The sequence below is a fragment of the Stenotrophomonas sp. CFBP 13718 genome (genome assembly GCF_014842145.1).
GTDB lineage: Bacteria > Pseudomonadota > Gammaproteobacteria > Xanthomonadales > Xanthomonadaceae > Stenotrophomonas.
The window spans coordinates 328,818-346,142 of record NZ_JACYVC010000001.1 but is presented as its reverse complement, the minus strand read 5'-3'; the positions used below and the strand labels follow the sequence as shown (position 1 = coordinate 346,142).

The following is a 17,325-nucleotide window of genomic DNA, read 5'->3' as shown; positions in this document are numbered from 1 at the left end:
GGACCCGCGCTGTAGAACGGCAGGTTTCTCTCGCACCGTAAAAGCGCCCTGGTCCCGCTTGCCCTGCTTGCGCGGGATCAAGGCGAGCGCGAGACTTGCCCGATGAACACCCCGTGCTTCCACATCCGCAGTTACGGCGACGCCGGCGGTGGCGACCGCCACGACTTCGCGCAATGGGTGCTGCCGCTGCGGGGTGAGCTGCAGTTCGAACTGGACGGTCAGGGGGCGCGGCTGGATGCGTTTCAGGGCGTGTTCGTCGCGCCAGGTGAGCACCATGACCAGAGGGGGCAGGGGCGCAATGCCCATCTGGTGATTGATTGCGATCTGCAATGGTTCGACGACCACACCCTGGACCACCTGCGGCGTCAGCGCTGGCTGTTCCTGCCGCAGTCGCTGCGCCGCGCGTTGCACGCCACGCCCGCTGGTGATCGCGCTTCGCTGCTGCCGCAGCTGTTGCAGGCGTTCGCGCCCGATGGCAGTGGCGCACGTCTGCAGGCGCTGTGCACCCACATCCAGGATGCGCCGGGTGAGCCGTGGCCGGTGGAGCGCATGGCGCGACGGGCGGGGTTGAGCGTCAGCCACCTGCATGCCTGGTTTGTGCGCGAAACCGGGCTGCCTCCACAGGCGTGGTTGAGTGCCGTGCGCCTGCGCCTGGCACGCCATCTGCTGTGCACGACCGCGTTGCCGATCAGCCAGGTCGCCCAGCGTGTGGGCTATTCGGAGCAGAGTGCGCTGACGCGTGCGCTGGTGCGCGAAACCGGGCGTACTCCTACCACCTGGCGCTCTCGCGGGCCCGCGACCGTAGCCCGGGTCAAGACACGCCGCGCACCCACCCCCTAGGCTTCCCGGCCTGACAGCAGGGTAGGCGGTGTGATGAATCGTTCGATGGGTGTGGGCATCGGCAATGGCGTGGCGGCAGGCGCGCTCTGGGGCGTGGTGTTCCTGGCTCCCGCCGTACTGATGGCCTTCGATGCGGTGCAGCTCTCCGCCGGCCGCTATCTGATCTATGGGCTGGTGGCCGTGGCCCTGCTCTGGCCGCGCTGGAAGCGCTTGGCGCCGCAGCTCGGTGCTGCCGAATGGCGCGGGCTGGTGTGGCTGAGCCTGGCCGGCAACCTGGTGTATTTCCTGCTGCTGGCGACCGCCGTGCAGTGGGCAGGCGGTGCGGCGGCATCGCTGATCGTTGGCTTGATTCCCGTCGTCGTTACCTTGGTGGGCGTGCGCGAAGAAGGCGCGGTGCGGTTGGCCAAGCTGGCACCGGCGCTGCTGCTGTGCCTGACGGGCGTCGCCTTGGTCGGTTACGAGGCACTGGTGTCCGAGCACGTGGCTACGCCGTGGCGACAACGCGTGCTGGGCCTGCTGTGTGCGTTTGGTGCCTTGCTGTCCTGGGCGGCCTATTCGGTGGGCAACAGTCGCTGGTTGCAGCGTCGCCCGGATCTGTCCGCACATGATTGGTCATTGCTCACCGGCGTGGTCACCGGCGCGCTCGCGCTGCTGCTGGTGCCGATGGCCTTCGTCTTCAACACGGCGCATCACGATGCGGGGGCGTGGGGGCTGTTCTGGGTCGTCAGCGCCGGCGTAGCGATCATTGCCTCGCTGTTGGGCAATGCCTGCTGGAACCGCGCGAGTCGTCTGCTGCCGTTGACGCTGACCGGCCAGATGATCGTGTTCGAAACCCTGTTTGCCCTGCTGTACGGCTTCGGCTGGCAACGGCGCTGGCCCACCGCGCTGGAGCTGGCGGCCATCGCCTGCCTGGTGACCGGGGTGCTCTGGTGCGCGCATGCGCATCGCGCGCCACGCGCGATTACCGAGCATGCTGGCTGAGGAAGACGATGTCGTGGCGGCCGCCCCGCGCGCCAGCGACGTGGTCACCGATGCAACCATTTTCGCCGACGATGCGTGCATATGAAGCGCTGGTGTTTTTGCAGCGCAGCACTTGACAGCAGCGGGGTCGGCGGTGTTTTCTAGTCCCATGGTCACCGCCTCCGCTCCCTTCGCCCTCGCACACGTCGCCTTCGCGGCGCCAGATCGTGCGCGGTTGGATGCCGGCAGCAACACGGCCATTACCACGATTACCACCACCACCGGCACCACCTGCCGGGTGCGGTCCGTCGTCTTCGCGTAACTCACGAAAACCACGGCCCCGCACCGAACCAGGTGGCGGGGAAACCTTCCACCGAGCGCGATGCGGGGCCTCCCACCGAGGTTGCCATGTCCAGTGCCGTTTCTGTAGAACCCGCCGCGTCGCCCTTGCCGGTGCCCCCGCGCACCGTCGTGCACAAGTTCGGCGGCACGTCGGTGGCCGATGCCGATCGTTATCGCCATGTGGCTCGTCTGCTGCTGCAGCGCCCCGAGCGGATGCAGGTCACCGTGGTGTCTGCGATGAAAGGGGTGACCGATGGCCTGATCGACCTGGCGCGGATGGCGGCGGCGGGCTCGCCACAGTGGCGTGATGCCTGGCATGCGCTGCGCGCGCGCCATCGCGGTGCAGCCGCCTCGTTGCTCGGCGAACATTCCGGCGCGAGCGTGGAATGGCTCGACGCGCGCTTCGATGAGTTGGCCGAACTGCTTGCCGCGTTGGCGGTGATCGGCGGGTTGCCGGACGATGTGCTGGACCGGGTGCAGGGACTGGGAGAAGTGTGCTCTGCGCACCTGCTGGGGCATCATTTCCTGGCAATCGGCGAGGACTGTGCGGTGCTGGACGCGCGCGAGGTGCTGGTGGTCGAGCATGGCGAACTGGGTGTCAACGTGGACTGGGAGACGAGTGCCGCGCGGCTGCAGGCATGGCGACAGCGGCATCCGCAGACGCGGGTGGTGGCTACCGGGTTCATCGCGCGCGACGGCAAGGGGCGCATCACCACGCTGGGGCGCAATGGCAGCGATTACTCCGGGGCGATCTTCGCCGCCCTGTTCGACGCGGATGAACTGCAGATTTGGACTGATGTGGACGGCGTGTTGTCCGCCGATCCGCGACTGGTGCCCGAAGCGGTGCAGCTGGATGCACTGAGCTACGACGAAGCCTGCGAACTGGCCTATTTCGGCGCGAAGGTGGTGCATCCGCAGACGATGTCGCCGGCCATCCAGCGCGGCTTGCCGATCCTGATCCGCAATACCTTCCAGCCAGACCATCCGGGCACCCGCATCACCGCAGAGCGCTCGGTGCGCGGACCGATCAAGGGGCTGACGCTGAGTGCCGAACTCGCCGTGCTCAACCTGGAAGGCACCGGCCTGATCGGTGTGCCGGGCACCGCCGAGCGGGTGTTCTCGGCGTTGCGCCAGGCACACGTATCGGTGGTGATGATCTCGCAAGGGTCGTCCGAACATTCCATCTGCTGTGTAGTGCGTGGCAACGAGGCCGTGCGCGGCCGCGATGCCTTGCTGCAGGCGTTTGCACATGAGCTTGCGGTGGCGCAGGTGCAGCGCGTGCAGTTGACCACGGGTGTCAGCGTGCTGGCGGCGGTAGGCGATGGCATGGCGGGCCAGCCCGGCGTGGCGGCACGTCTGTTCGAGTCACTCGGCCGCGCGCAGGTGAACATCCTCGCCATTGCGCAGGGGTCCTCCGAGCGCAACATTTCAGTGGCCATCGACAGCGGCGACGCGACCCGTGCCCTGCGCGCCGCGCATGCCGGATTCTGGCTGTCGCCGCAGACGTTCGCGGTGGGCGTGATTGGTCCGGGCAACGTCGGTGCGGCCTTGCTGGACCAGTTGCAGGCCGAGCAGGGGCCGCTGCTCGGCAAGGCCAACATCGACCTGCGCCTGCGCGCGGTGGCATCGCGCGGCGGCATGTACCTGGCACCGCGCGCGCTGCAGGGCGAATGGCGCACCGCGCTGCAGGAGGGCAGGGAAGCCAACGACCTGGATCGCTTCACCGCCCATCTGCTGTCCGCGCATCTGCCGCATGCGGTGGTGATCGACTGCAGCGGCAGTGCCGAGGTGGCCGAGCGTTACGAGGGCTGGCTGGCGGCCGGCATCCACGTGGTCACGCCGAACAAGCAGGCCGGTTCGGGGCCCCTGGAACGCTATCAGCGCATTCGCGCAGCCGCGACCGCCAGCGGCGCGCGCTTCCGTTATGAAGCGACCGTCGGTGCGGGGCTGCCGGTGATCACCACGTTGCGCGACCTGGTCGACACCGGTGACGAGGTGCTGTCGATCGAAGGTATTTTTTCGGGCACGCTGGCGTGGCTGTTCAATCGCTTCGACGGTAGTCAGCCGTTCTCTGCTCTGGTGGAACAGGCGCGTGGCATGGGCTATACCGAGCCCGATCCGCGCGACGACCTGTCCGGCATCGACGTCGCACGCAAACTGGTGATCCTGGCGCGTGAGGCGGGCCGCGCGCTCAGCCTGGAGCAGGTGCAGGTGCAGAGCCTGGTGCCGGAGGCGCTGCGCGGCGGCAGCGTGGAGGCATTCATGCAACGCCTCGCCGACAACGACGCGGCATTGCTGCAGCAGCTGCGGCAGGCGCGCGAACGCGGTGCCGTGCTGCGCTACGTGGCCGCGCTGACGCCGCAGGGCGCGTCGGTTGGTCTGGTCGAGGTGCCGCTGGACCACGCATTCGCCAACCTGAAACTCACCGACAACGTGGTCCAGTTCCGCACCCGGCGGTACTGTGACAACCCGCTTGTGGTGCAGGGTCCGGGGGCTGGCCCCGATGTGACCGCCGCCGGTGTGTTCGCGGACCTGCTGCGCGTGGCTGCCGGCGAAGGAGCGCGCCTGTGATCGCACGCGCGTTCGCACCGGCGTCGGTCGGCAATGTCGGCGTCGGCTTCGACATTCTGGGCCATGCCATCGCCGGCGTCGGTGACACGGTGACCGTGCGCCGGATCGCCGAGCGCGAGGTGCGGATCGACGCCATCCGGGGTGCTGACCTGCCGCTGCCACGGGAGCCCGCGCTCAATACGGCCGGCGCGGCCTTGATGGCGATGCAGGAGGTGCTCGAACTGCCGTACGGCTTTGCCGTCGAAATCGACAAGGGCATCGCGCTGGGATCGGGCATGGGCGGATCGGCCGCCTCCTGCGTGGCGGCACTGGTGGCCGCCAATGCGTTGCTTGATGCACCCCTGGACCGTAAGGCTTTGTATCCGTTCGCGCTGGAAGGCGAGATGGTGGCCAGCGGCGGCCGCCATGGGGACAACCTGGGGCCGATGCTGCTGGGTGGGCTGGTCTTGAGCACCGCCGACCGGCTGGTGTCCATCCCGGTACCGGAAGCGTGGCACAGCCTGCTGGTGCATCCCGACGCGGTGCTGGAAACCCGTCGCGCACGCGAGGCGTTGCAGGGCAGTTATGCCTTGGGTGATTTCGTGGCGCAGAGCGCGAACCTTGCGCTGGTGCTGGCCGGTTGCTTCCAGAGCGATGCGGCACTGGTCCGTGCCGGCCTGCGGGATGTGCTGGTCGAGCCGCGGCGTGCACCGCTGATCGGTGGCTTCGCGGCGGCCCGTGACGCCGCGCTGGCAGCGGGGGCGATGGGCGCCAGCATCTCCGGCGCCGGGCCCAGCGTATTTGCCTGGTTTGAAGACAAGGCCAGCGCTCAGGCCGCCGCCGCGCCGGTGCAGGCCGCGTTTGCTGCGGCAGGCTTCGACAGCCAGGCGTGGGTATCTCCGTTGTCCGCACCGGCGGCGGTGCTGTTGTGAACTCTCTCCCCCTTCAGGAAGGTGCGATGCACTTTGTTTCCACTCGCGGCCAGTCCGCACCCGTATCACTGAGCGCAGCCATTGCCGCGGGGCTGGCCCCTGATGGCGGCCTGTACGTGCCGAAGCAGCTGCCAGCCGCGCGCCGCTTCGTCGCCACCGATTCGCTGGCAAAGACGGCCGCGCAGGTACTGTCACCGTTCTTTGAAGGCGACGTATTGTCGGATGCACTACCCGCGATCTGCGACGAGGCCTTCGACTTCCCGCTGCCGTTGCGGCCACTGGCGCGTCGCGGCGACCATGTGCTGGAGTTGTTCCATGGCCCAACGGCGGCGTTCAAGGACGTCGGTGCCCGTTTCCTCGCTGCCGCCTTGGCGCGCCTGCGGGCGGGGCATGCCCAGCCGCTGACGATTGTGGTCGCGACCTCGGGAGATACCGGCGCTGCAGTGGCCGCCGCGTTCCATGGACAGCCTGGACTGCGCGTGGTGGTGCTGTACCCGGATGGCAGGGTGTCGCCACGACAGGCGCACCAGCTGGGGTGTTTTGGCGGTAACGTGCAGGCGTTCCGTGTTTCCGGATCATTCGATGACTGCCAGGCCCTGGCGAAACAGGCGCTGGCGGATACGCAGCTGCAGGCCCAGGTGCCGTTGAGTTCGGCCAACAGCATCAGCCTGGGCCGGCTGCTGCCGCAGATGAGTTACTACGCGCACGCCGCGCTGCAGCACCAGCAGGCCGGGGGCGCGCTGCTGAACCTGGTGATTCCCACCGGCAACCTCGGCAATGCGATGGCGGCGATCCTGGCACGCGCCGTGGGCCTGCCCATCGGACGCATCGTGCTGGCGACCAATGCCAATGATGTGCTGCCGCGCTATTTCGCCGGCGAAGATTTCAGCCCGGGTGCGAGTGTGGCCACGACGGCCAATGCGATGGACGTCGGCGCGCCCAGCAACTTTGAGCGGCTGCGCTGGCTGTTTGCGGGGGACGATCGCGCGCTGCGGGAGGCGTTCACCGCACACAGTGTGGATGACGTGGCGATCCGGGCGACCATCGCCAGTGCGTTCGCCAGCACCGGCGAGGTGTTCTGTCCGCATACCGCGACGGCCGTGCGGGTGCTGGATGATCTTCGTACGCAGGGTGCCAAGGGAGACTGGGCGGTCGTCGCCACCGCGCATCCGGCGAAGTTCGAATCGGTGGTGGAGCCGTTGATCGGCACCGCGCTGGAGGTGCCGCCTGCACTGGAGGCACTGCTGCGTCGGCCGACGCATGCCGAGCCGCTGGCGGCGGACTATCCCGCGCTGCGGGCGGTGTTGCAGCAGTAGCGCCGAGCCACGCTCGGCGGATTCCGTGCAACGCGGTAGTGCCTGACGCCGGCCGTGCCGCTGCGCTCGCCGACCACGGGTCGGCGCTACCCGATGATCACGGAGCGGCCAATGCACGTAGCGCCGAGCCACGCTCGGCGGACGCCATGAGACGCGGTAGTGCCCGACGCCGGCCGTGCCGCTGCGCTCGCCGACCATGGGTCGGCGCTACCCGACGATCACGGAGCGGCCAATGCACGTAGCGCCGAGCCACGCTCGGCGGACACCATCCGACGCTGCGCGCCTTGAACGGCTCAGCCGGTGGCCAGTCGACGCAGGGCGGGTTCGTCGAGGATCTCCACGACGTTCAAATGGGGCAGGGCGATCAGCGCCTGCTGGCGAAGGCGGGTAAAGGTGCGGCTGACGGTTTCCATCGTCAGGCCGAGATGGTCGGCGATGTCCCCACGCCCCATCGGCAGGGTGACACGCAGGGCCACGCCGCCCAGGCGCACTTCGCGCTCGGCCAGCCGCAGCAGGAAATCGGCCACTTTCTCCGGTGGCTGCAGGCGTGCCAGCGACAGTGCTGCATCCTGCGCATCGTCCAGCGCCTGGCAGGCGCGCTGCAGCAATTTGCGCTCCAGGTGCGGGTAGCGATCACGCAGCTCGCGCATGTGGGCCACCGATACGCGGCAGACGCGGCTGTCGGCGATCGCTTCGACATCGTGGCGGTGGAGATCACTGCCGCTCAGGCCCAGATAATCGCCGGGCAAGACGAACCCGTTGATCTGCCGGCGCCCGTCGGACAGCGTGCGCACCAGTCGCAATGCGCCCTGCGTCAAGGTATAGACATGGTGGCGGGGTTCACCACTGCGGGCCAGCGTGCTGCCCATCGCCACCTGCTGCGACACCGTAACGGCCTCCAGCGCCTGGCCCTCTTCTGGTGACAGCGCCGAGCAGACCGCCAGATGGCGTACCGAACAGTGCATGCAGTCCAATGTCGAGCAGCCGGGCGTGGCAGGGCGGAAGGCATCGGCAGGGCTGGAATCGAACCGCGACATGGCGTGGGGGGGCAAAGCGCGCTGCGAGGGGAAGTGGCCATGATACGACATGTAGCCGATGCGCCCGGACGCAGGCGCGGCGGGCGGCGCTGCCGCTACAATGACCGCCCTTGCCCTTCCCCCGTTTTCTGCAGGAGCCCCACGTGATCAAGCCCCGTACCCCGCCCGGCATCATGGAACTGCTGCCGCGCGAGCAGATCGCGTTCCAGCGCATGCTGGACGTCATCCGCCGCAACTACGAGCGCTTCGGGTTCCTGCCGGTGGAGACGCCGGTGTTCGAGCTGTCCGACGTGCTGCTGACCAAATCCGGTGGCGAAACCGAGCGCCAGGTGTATTTCGTGCAGTCCACCGGTGCGCTGGCCAATGCAGCGCAGGCCGATGACGCCTCGTTGCCGGAACTGGCCCTGCGCTTCGACCTGACCGTACCGCTGGCCCGCTACGTGGCCGAGCACGAACACGACCTGACGTTCCCGTTCCGCCGTTACCAGATGCAGCGCGTTTACCGCGGCGAGAGGGCCCAGCGCGGCCGCTTCCGTGAGTTCTACCAGTGCGACATCGACGTGATCGGCAAGGATGCGCTCAGCATCCGTTACGACGCGGAGGTGCTGGCGGTCATCCATGCGGTATTCGCCGAACTGCGCATCGGTGAATTCGCCGTGCAGTTGAACAACCGCAAGCTGCTGCGCGGCTTCTTCGAAACCCTGGGCGTAGCCGAGGGCGAACGCCAGCTGGCCGTGCTGCGGGAAGTGGACAAGCTGGACAAGCGCGGACCGGACTACGTGCGCGAGACGCTGGTCGGCGCCGACTTCAACATCCCGGCCGATCAGGTCGAGCGGATCCTTGCCTTCGTGGCGGTGCGCTCGCAGGGGCACGACGATGCCCTGGCGCAGCTGGCGCTGCTGGAGGCCGACGCGGCGGCGACGGACACGCTGCGCACCGGCGTGGCGGAGCTGCGCGAAGTGCTGCAGCTGGTGAAGGCGCTGGGTGTGCCGGAGCAGGCGTACTGCCTGAACTTCTCCATCGCCCGCGGCCTGGATTACTACACCGGCACGGTGTATGAAACGATGCTGACCGACCACCCGCAGATCGGCTCGATCTGCTCGGGTGGGCGCTATGAAGACCTGGCCAGCCACTACAGCAGGTCCAAGCTGCCGGGCGTGGGCATTTCCATCGGCCTGACCCGCCTGTTCTGGCAGCTGCGCGAAGCCGGCCTGATCGAAGGGATCGAGGCCAGCAGCGTGCACGCGCTGGTCGCCCTGATGGACGAGCAGGGCATGCCGCAGTCGCTGGATATCGCCCGCCGGCTGCGCATCGGTGGCATCAACACCGAGGTGCAGATGGAAGCGAAGAAGATCGGCAAGCAGTTCCAGTACGCGGCCAAGGCGGGTATCCGCTTTGTCGTCCTGGCCGGCGAGGACGAGCTGGCGCGCGGCGTGGTGGCAGTGAAAGACCTGCTGCGCGAACAGCAGTTCGAAGTATCCCGTGACGAGCTGGCCAGCACGCTGCAGGTCGAACTGGAGCAGGCCCGCGCCATGGCGTGAGGGTTGCCCGGGGCGGGATCCCTTTCCCTCGGTGAGAGGGACCCCCAAGACACGTGCCGCCGAACCACCCACCTTCACCGGTGGGTTTTTTTTTGCCCGGGATTTGACCGGCCACCGGGGTTTGCGATAATGTACTAGCACGCTATTACATTGATACCTGCTGCGATCCCATGAAAGCCCGTCCCGCCCCGAACCCGAAAGACACCCAGGCCGACCTTGCATCGCTCGCTGACGCATTCGCCGCGCTGGATGACGCCGGGGAGGTCGCCGCGTTCCTGCGTGACCTGTGCACCCCGGCGGAACTGGAAGCCATTGCCGACCGCTGGAAAGTGGTGCCGTTGCTGCAGCAGGGCGTGCCGTACCGCGAGATCCATGAGCGCACCGGCGTCAGCGTGACCACTACCGGTCGCGTGGCCCGTTCACTGGAGCATGGCCACCGTGGCTACGCTGCCGCCATCGCGCGCCTCGCCACGCGCTGAACCGAATGCTCCACCCCTGAATTCCAAGAGACTTTCCCCCATGAGTGCACTCCAGGCAGCCCCGGCACGAGACCGGCTGCGTATCGCCATCCAGAAGAACGGGCGCTTGGCCGAACCCGCGCGCAACCTGCTCAGCGCGTGTGGCCTGAGCTGGCGCGAGAGCCGCGACAAGCTGTTCTGCTATGGCGAATCACTGCCGGTGGATCTGCTGCTGGTGCGCGACGATGACATCCCCGGGCTGATCGCCGATGGCGTGTGCGACCTTGGCATCGTCGGCCGCAACGAGCTGGACGAGCAGGGCGCGGCGCGCGTGCAGCGCGGCCTGAAGCCGGCCTTCCAGGCACTGCGCGGGTTGGGCTTCGGTGCCTGCCGGTTGATGCTGGCCGTCCCCGAAGAATGGGAGTGGGAGGGTCCGGCGCAGGTGGCCGGCACCCGCATCGCCACCAGCTATCCGGCCATCCTGAAAGATTGGCTTGCCGCGCGCGGGATCGACGCGCAGGTGGTCGAACTGTCCGGCTCGGTGGAGATCGCACCGCGCCTGGGAACCGCCGAACTGATCTGCGACCTGGTGTCCAGCGGCGGCACGTTGCGCGCCAACCAGCTCAAGCCGGTGGAGACCCTGTTGGAAAGCGAAGCTGTCCTGGCCGGCGCCGTGCATGCCCCCGACGACGCGCGCGGCGCGTTGCTGGCCATGCTGCTGCGCAGGCTGGATGGCGTGGTGCAGGTGCAGGATCGCAAGCTGCTGATGTTCCGCGCCGATCCGTCGCGCATCGCGGCACTGGAAACACTGCTGGCCGATGCCGAGCCGCTGGTGCGGTTGCCCGCCGATGACGGTGCGCTGAGGTTGCAGACCATGTGCCCGGGGCCGCTGTCGTGGCAGCGGATGGAAGAACTGGAGCGCGCAGGCGCCCAAGGCCTGATGGTATTGAGCGTGGAGCGGTCGCTGGCATGAATCGTCTGATGTGGTCCCAACTGGATGAACTGTCGCGCAGCGACGCGCTGCAGCGCCCCGTGCAGGCCGTTGCCGCGCAGACGCGCGAGGCCGTGGCGGCACTGATCGCGCAGGTGCGCGCAGACGGCGATGACGCGCTGCGCGCGATCACCGCGCGTTTCGACCGGGTGCAGCTCGATGACATCGAGGTATCGCCGGCCGAGTTCGACGCCGCCGAGCAGGCCGTGCCTGCGGCGCTGCGTGCGGCGATGGAAGAAGCGGCGGCACGCATCACGCGCTTCCACGAAGCCGGCATGTGCCAGGGCTATTCGGTGGAGACCGCCCCCGGCGTGCACTGTGAGCGGATGATCCGGCCGATCGGCCGGGTGGGTCTGTACGTGCCTGCGGGCAGTGCCCCGTTGCCGTCCACGGCGCTGATGCTCGGCGTGCCGGCAGCGCTGGCCGGTTGCCCGCAGGTCGTGCTGTGCACGCCGCCGCGTGCTGATGGCAGTGCCGATCCGGCGGTGCTGGTTGCGGCGCGTCTGACCGGCGTGCAACGCGTGTTCAAGCTGGGCGGCGCGCAGGCGATCGCTGCGATGGCCTACGGAACGGCCAGCGTGCCCGCGTGCGACAAGCTGTTCGGCCCCGGCAACAGCTTCGTCACCGAGGCCAAGCAGCAGGTCGCGCAGGACGGCAGGGTGGCGATCGATATGCCGGCCGGCCCGTCCGAAGTGCTGGTGATCGCCGACGCGGGCGCCAACGCGGCCTTCGTCGCCGCAGACCTGCTGTCGCAGGCCGAGCACGGCCCGGATTCCCAGGTGCTGCTGCTCACCGATGACGAGGCGCTGCTGCAGGCGGTGGAAGCGGAGGTGGAGCGCCAGGTCGCGCTGCTGCCGCGCGAAACCATTGCCCGCCAGGCCCTGTCGGCATCGCGGTTGATCCAGGTGGATCGCCTGCAGGATGCCTTCGATATCAGCAACCGCTATGCGCCGGAGCACTTGATCCTGGCGCTGCGCGAACCGCGTGCGTGGCTGGGCCAGGTGCAGGCCGCCGGTTCGGTGTTCCTGGGTGACTACACCCCCGAAGCACTGGGCGATTACTGCAGTGGCACCAACCACGTGCTGCCAACGGCCGGTGCGGCGCGCGCCTGGAGCGGGGTCAGCGTGGCCAGTTTCCAGAACACCATCAGCGTGCAGAGTGCCAGCGCCGAAGGCATCGCGGCGATCGGCGGTTGCGCGCGCATTCTTGCCAGTGCGGAGGGCCTGGACGCGCATGAGCGTGCCGTGGCACTGCGCATGGAGGCAGTGGCATGAGCGAGGGCATACAGGCGGTGCTGGACCTGCTGCGCCCGGACCTGCAGTCCTTCGCCGGCTACAGTTCGGCGCGCAGCAGCGCCGTGCAGGGCTCGGTCTGGTTGAACGCCAACGAATCGGCGTGGCCGAACCCGGCCGATGCGAAGGGCAGCAGCCGACGCTATCCCGATCCGCAGCCGCCGGCACTGCTGCGGGCGCTTGCCGATGTGTACGGCGTGCAGCCCGCGCAGTTGCTGGTCGGCCGCGGCAGCGATGAGGCCATCGACCTGCTGGTACGTGCATTCTGCCGTCCCGGCACCGATCCCGTACTGGTGACACCGCCCGTGTTCGGCATGTATGCCGTATGCGCACGCCTGCAGGGTGCGCCGCTGCTGGAGATTCCGCTGCTGGATGCGCCTGCGGGGCTGCAGGTGGATATCGACGCAGTGATCGACCTGGCACGCGATCAGCGTGCGCGTCTGGTGTTCCTGTGCTCCCCTTCGAATCCGGCCGGCAGCGAAATCGCCACCGGGGATATCGTGCGTACTGCACAGGCGCTGCAGGGCCAGGCCATCGTGGTGGTGGACGAGGCCTACATCGAGTACAGCAGCCAGGCTTCGGCTACCGCGTTGCTGGCAGCGCACCCCAACATCGCCGTGCTGCGCACGCTGTCCAAGGCGCACGCGTTGGCCGCGGCGCGCATCGGTACGCTGATTGCAGCGCCCGAGCTCATTGCCGTGCTGCGCCGCTGCCAAGCGCCGTATCCCGTGCCCCAGCCGTGTGCGGAACTGGCGGTGGCTGCGCTGCAGCCTGCGGTACTGGCGAAGACCCGTGACCGGATCGCCGGCGTCGTGTCCGAGCGCGAGCGCTTGTTCCATGCCTTGCAGGCAGCCCCCGGCGTGCGCCGTGTCTACCGGTCTGCCGGCAACTACCTGCTGGTGCGTTTCGATGACGCGCAGGCCGCGTTCGATGCCCTGCTGGCGGCCGACATCGTCGTGCGCGACCAGCGCGCAGCGCCCCAGTTGGGCGATGCGCTGCGGATCAGCATCGGCAGTCCTGAAGAAAACCAACGCGTGCTTGCCGCGCTCTCGGCCCGGAGGGCTGCCGCATGACCCCCATTCTGTTCATCGACCGCGACGGAACCCTGATCGAGGAACCGGCCGACCACCAGATCGACGCTTACGAGAAGCTGCGCTTCGTGCCGGACGTGATTCCTGCCCTGATCCGGCTGCGCGATGCGGGCTGGCAGTTCGTGATCGTCAGCAACCAGGATGGGCTAGGCAGCGAGAGCTATCCACGCGCTGTTTTCGATGCACCGCACGCGCTGATGATGCACGTCTTCGAAAGCCAGGGCATCCGGTTCCGTGACGTGCTGATCGACAGTTCGTGGCCGCACGAGAACCTGCCCACGCGCAAGCCCGGCATCGGCCTGATGACGCGGTATCTGCAGGACCGGAGCATCGACTGGACACGCTCGGCGATGGTGGGCGACCGCCCCACCGACATCCAGTTCGCCGACAACCTCAACATCCGCGGCTTCCAGTTGCGTACCGAAGAGTTCGGTGGCGAGTGGGACTGGCCCGGTATCGCACACGCGCTCGCCGATGCACCGCGCACGGCTGTCGTCCAGCGCAACACCAAGGAAACGCGCATCCGCGTGGAGCTGGATCTGGACAACGCAGCGGAGCCGCAGATACAAACGGGCCTGCCGTTCTTCGACCACATGCTGGAACAGATCGGCAAGCACGGCGGCATCTCGGTGCGGATACAGACCGAAGGTGACCTGCATATCGACGAACACCACACCATCGAAGATACGGGGCTTGCGCTGGGTCAGGCGCTGCGCGAGGCGCTGGGCGACAAGCGAGGCATCGGCCGCTACGGCTTCACCCTGCCGATGGACGAAACCCTGGCCAGTGCGGCGCTGGATTTCAGCGGCCGTCCGTACTTCGTCTTCGACGGCGAGTTCAAGCGCGAGCGGGTGGGTGACCTGCCAACCGAGCTGGTGCCGCACTTCTTCCGTTCCCTGTGCGATGCGGCCGGGTTGAACCTCAACCTGCAGGTGCGCGGCGACAACGATCACCATAAGGTCGAAGCCTGTTTCAAGGCACTTGCCCGTGCACTGCGCACGGCCGTGGCCCGCCAGGGCACCGACCTGCCCAGCACCAAGGGGGCGCTGTGAGTGCCGTTGCGCTGATCGATGCGGGCGGGGCCAACCTCGGTTCGGTCCGCTACGCGCTGGAGCGCCTGGGTGCCGAGGTGCGCCTGGTGCGCAACGCCGACGAACTGCGCGGCGCAACACGGGTGATCCTGCCTGGCGTGGGCGCCGCGGTGCCGGCAATGCAGCGGCTGCATGGGCAAGGCCTGTTCGAGCCACTGCGTCAGTTGCAGGTTCCGTTGTTGGGCATTTGCTTGGGCATGCAGTTGCTGTTCGAGCGATCGGAAGAGGGCGGCGTCGAGACGCTGGGCCTGATCCCCGGCACGGTGCGCAAGCTGGTGCCGGCCACCGGCATACGCGTGCCGCACATGGGCTGGAACCGCCTGTTGCCGCTGCGTGAGTCGCCGTTGCTGCGCGGTATCCCGGAGCGCGCCAGTGCCTATTTCGTGCACAGCTACGCGGCGCCCTTGAATGCCCACACGGTAGCCGCGTGTGACCATGGCGGGCTGTTCAGCGCGGTGGTCGAGCATGGTCGCTATTTCGGTGCGCAGTATCACCCCGAGCGTTCCGGTGATACCGGCGCCTTGCTGTTGCAAAACTTCCTGCAGGACACCGCCGCATGAGCTTCATTGTCTATCCCGCCCTTGATATCCGCGAAGGCCGCGTGGTGCGCCTGCGCCAGGGCGACTACGCACAGGAAACCCGCTACGGCGATGATCAGCTTCCGCGTGCGCAGGCCTTCGCCGCGCAGGGCGCGCACTGGATGCATCTGGTGGATCTGGACGCTGCACGCGCCGGTGGCTACACGCTGGCACCGCTGCTGAGGCAGATCCGTGCCGAGGCCGGGTTGGACGTGCAGACCGGCGGCGGCGTGCGCGGCCGCGATGACGTGGCACGTATCCTTGACGCCGGCGCGAGCCGTGTCGTGGTGGGGTCGCTGGCCGTGCGCGAGCCGGAGGCGGTGATCGGCTGGCTGGCGGAGTTCGGCGCCGAACGCATCACGATCGCGCTGGACGCCCGCCAGGACGAGGCGGGCACCTGGCAGCTGCCGATCCATGGCTGGACCGAGAATGCCGGCGTCACCCTGGATGCGCTGGCGCAGCGTTACGCTGCCGCCGGGATGCGCCACCTGCTGTGCACGGACATCGCCCGTGACGGCATGTTGGCCGGACCCAACATCGACCTCTATCGGCACCTCGCCGGGCTGCTGCCCGGCGTCGCGATCCAGGCCTCCGGTGGCATCCGCGACGTATCCGATGTGGTCGCCGCGCGAGCGGCAGGCTGCAGCGGCGCGATCCTGGGCAAGGCGCTGCTGGAGCAGCGCATGGACCTGGCCGAGGCACTGGCATGTTGAGTCGCCGCATCATTCCGTGCCTGGACGTACGCGATGGCCGCGTGGTGAAAGGCGTGCGCTTCCGCGACCACGTGGACATGGGCGATATCGCCGAATTGGCGCTTCGCTATCGCGATCAGGGCGCGGACGAACTGGTGTTCTATGACATCGGTGCCAGCCCAGACGGGCGCAGCGTGGACGTCGCCTGGATCGAGCGCATCGCGCGGCTGATCGACATCCCGTTCTGCGTTGCCGGCGGCATCAGTGACGTGGAGACCGCGCGGCGCGTGCTGCATGCCGGTGCGGACAAGATCTCGATCAACTCCCCGGCATTGGGTCGGCCTGAGCTGATCAGCGAGCTGGCCGAAGCATTTGGCGTGCAATGCGTGGTGGTGGGCATCGATTCGGTGCGCGAGCCCGACGGACAGTGGCGGGTGCGCCGGTTCACCGGCGACCCGTCCAAGACGCAGGCGGTGGCGCTGCGCACGCTGGACTGGGTGCGTGAGGTGCAGCAGCGCGGTGCGGGTGAGATCGTGCTGAACTGCATGGACAGTGATGGGGTGCGCCGGGGGTATGACGTGGAGCAGTTGCGGCACGCACGCGCGGCCTGCCATGTGCCGCTGATCGCATCGGGTGGGGCAGGTACGCCGGAACATTTCGCCCAGGTCTTCGACCAGGCAGACGTGGATGGGGCCTTGGCCGCCAGCGTGTTCCACAGCGGCGCCATCGCCATTCCCGAATTGAAGCGCTATCTGCGCGAACAACAGATCGAGGTGCGGGATGTCTACTGAAGTTGCAATCATCAACGTGCTGCCCGACCGTGCGGCGCTGGCGGGCCTGGACTGGGGCAAGGGCGATGGGCTGCTGCCTGCCGTCGTGCAGGATGCCGACAGCCTGCAGGTGCTGATGCTGGGTTACGTCAACGCCGAGTCACTGCAGGTCACTCTGCAGCACGGTCACATGACCTTCTTCAGCCGTAGCAAGGATCGCTTGTGGACCAAGGGCGAGCAGTCCGGCAACGTGCTGGTGGTGCAGTCCATCGCGGTGGACTGCGACGCGGATACGTTGCTGGTGATGGCGCGGCCGGCTGGACCGACCTGCCACACCGGTGCGGAAAGCTGCTTCCCGCAGGCCGCAAAGGATTTCATCGGCGAGCTTGACCAGCTGGTGCGTACACGCGAAGCGGAGCGACCGGCGGGCAGCTATACGACGTCGCTGTTCGATGGGGGCATCCGCCGCATCGCCCAGAAGGTGGGTGAGGAGGGAGTGGAAGCCGCGTTGGCCGCAGTTGCGCAGGGTGACGAAGAACTGCTGGGCGAAGCGGCCGATCTGGTGTTCCATCTGCTGGTGCTGCTGCGAGCACGCGGGCTGGGTCTGCAGGATGTGCGCGACCTGCTGCAGGAACGACACCGCTGAGTTGTTTGGGGCTGATGGGTTGTTTGCCTCCCACCGGCGTGCGGATGATCACGAACGGACCCTCCGCGGACGAGATGTGGGCCCGGTGTCGATGCTGGGCTGATGCGGTGGGCGACGGTGTGGACCCTGCGCTGATCCGCTGCGGCCCCGGTTGGAACGTTGGCTGATCGGGTGCGGATCGGGTGTGGGCTTGGTAGA

The 17,325-nt window shown here is 67.9% G+C and carries 16 protein-coding genes; 15 read left to right on the top strand and 1 reads right to left on the bottom strand.

All coding sequences use genetic code 11. The features are described 5' to 3' along the window. The first annotated feature begins 102 nt into the window (after positions 1-102). The 5 genes from IFT58_RS01465 to thrC all read left to right on the top strand — a co-directional run bounded on the left by IFT58_RS01465 (position 103) and on the right by thrC (position 6,940). Positions 103-840, top strand: a complete 738-nt coding sequence (locus IFT58_RS01465; RefSeq protein ID WP_192093731.1) for an AraC family transcriptional regulator — start codon at positions 103-105, stop codon at positions 838-840. A 33-nt stretch (positions 841-873) separates the two neighbouring features. Then, complete coding sequence (locus IFT58_RS01460) at positions 874-1,821, top strand: DMT family transporter (RefSeq protein WP_192093730.1); 948 nt, start codon at positions 874-876, stop codon at positions 1,819-1,821. Between the two features lie 387 nt (positions 1,822-2,208). Beyond that, on the top strand, positions 2,209-4,713 hold the full coding sequence (thrA, locus tag IFT58_RS01455) for a bifunctional aspartate kinase/homoserine dehydrogenase I (RefSeq protein ID WP_192079168.1): 2,505 nt from the start codon (positions 2,209-2,211) through the stop codon (positions 4,711-4,713). Then, entirely contained in the window at positions 4,710-5,624 is a 915-nt protein-coding gene (locus IFT58_RS01450) for a homoserine kinase (protein WP_192093729.1), read from the top strand. The genes thrA and IFT58_RS01450 overlap by 4 nt, the downstream gene beginning before the upstream one ends. 26 nt (positions 5,625-5,650) lie before the next feature. Next, entirely contained in the window at positions 5,651-6,940 is a 1,290-nt protein-coding gene (gene thrC / locus IFT58_RS01445) for a threonine synthase (RefSeq protein WP_192093728.1), read from the top strand. Between the two features lie 293 nt (positions 6,941-7,233). Here the strand turns inward: thrC and IFT58_RS01440 are convergent, their stop codons facing one another. Beyond that, complete coding sequence (locus IFT58_RS01440; protein WP_223202852.1) at positions 7,234-7,905, bottom strand: helix-turn-helix domain-containing protein; 672 nt, start codon at positions 7,903-7,905, stop codon at positions 7,234-7,236. A 215-nt stretch (positions 7,906-8,120) separates the two neighbouring features. On the opposite strand from IFT58_RS01440, the gene hisS reads away from it, so the two are divergent. The 10 genes from hisS (at position 8,121) to hisIE (ending at position 17,127) form a co-directional block, all read left to right on the top strand. After that, positions 8,121-9,518, top strand: a complete 1,398-nt coding sequence (hisS, locus tag IFT58_RS01435) for a histidine--tRNA ligase (RefSeq protein ID WP_192093727.1) — start codon at positions 8,121-8,123, stop codon at positions 9,516-9,518. 170 nt (positions 9,519-9,688) lie between these two features. Next, the gene (locus tag IFT58_RS01430; RefSeq protein ID WP_192079178.1) at positions 9,689-9,997 is read left to right on the top strand and encodes a YerC/YecD family TrpR-related protein; all 309 of its coding nucleotides are present in this window, start codon (positions 9,689-9,691) and stop codon (positions 9,995-9,997) included. A 40-nt stretch (positions 9,998-10,037) separates the two neighbouring features. After that, complete coding sequence (hisG, locus tag IFT58_RS01425; RefSeq protein WP_188324203.1) at positions 10,038-10,949, top strand: ATP phosphoribosyltransferase; 912 nt, start codon at positions 10,038-10,040, stop codon at positions 10,947-10,949. Beyond that, on the top strand, positions 10,946-12,241 hold the full coding sequence (gene hisD, locus IFT58_RS01420; RefSeq protein WP_192093726.1) for a histidinol dehydrogenase: 1,296 nt from the start codon (positions 10,946-10,948) through the stop codon (positions 12,239-12,241). Before hisG ends, hisD begins: the two co-directional genes overlap by 4 nt. Then, complete coding sequence (hisC, locus tag IFT58_RS01415; protein ID WP_192093725.1) at positions 12,238-13,332, top strand: histidinol-phosphate transaminase; 1,095 nt, start codon at positions 12,238-12,240, stop codon at positions 13,330-13,332. The genes hisD and hisC overlap by 4 nt, the downstream gene beginning before the upstream one ends. After that, positions 13,329-14,402 (top strand): bifunctional histidinol-phosphatase/imidazoleglycerol-phosphate dehydratase HisB, encoded by a 1,074-nt coding sequence (gene hisB / locus IFT58_RS01410; RefSeq protein WP_192093724.1) that lies wholly within the window; start codon positions 13,329-13,331, stop codon positions 14,400-14,402. Before hisC ends, hisB begins: the two co-directional genes overlap by 4 nt. Beyond that, on the top strand, positions 14,399-15,001 hold the full coding sequence (gene hisH, locus IFT58_RS01405; RefSeq protein WP_188324199.1) for an imidazole glycerol phosphate synthase subunit HisH: 603 nt from the start codon (positions 14,399-14,401) through the stop codon (positions 14,999-15,001). Before hisB ends, hisH begins: the two co-directional genes overlap by 4 nt. Then, the gene (hisA, locus tag IFT58_RS01400; protein WP_192093723.1) at positions 14,998-15,732 is read left to right on the top strand and encodes a 1-(5-phosphoribosyl)-5-[(5-phosphoribosylamino)methylideneamino]imidazole-4-carboxamide isomerase; all 735 of its coding nucleotides are present in this window, start codon (positions 14,998-15,000) and stop codon (positions 15,730-15,732) included. Before hisH ends, hisA begins: the two co-directional genes overlap by 4 nt. Continuing rightward, positions 15,726-16,502: an imidazole glycerol phosphate synthase subunit HisF gene (hisF, locus tag IFT58_RS01395; RefSeq protein WP_192093722.1), complete on the top strand. Its 777-nt coding sequence runs from the start codon at positions 15,726-15,728 to the stop codon at positions 16,500-16,502. The genes hisA and hisF overlap by 7 nt, the downstream gene beginning before the upstream one ends. Next, positions 16,492-17,127: a bifunctional phosphoribosyl-AMP cyclohydrolase/phosphoribosyl-ATP diphosphatase HisIE gene (gene hisIE / locus IFT58_RS01390; RefSeq protein WP_192079190.1), complete on the top strand. Its 636-nt coding sequence runs from the start codon at positions 16,492-16,494 to the stop codon at positions 17,125-17,127. The genes hisF and hisIE overlap by 11 nt, the downstream gene beginning before the upstream one ends. Positions 17,128-17,325 lie beyond the last annotated feature (198 nt).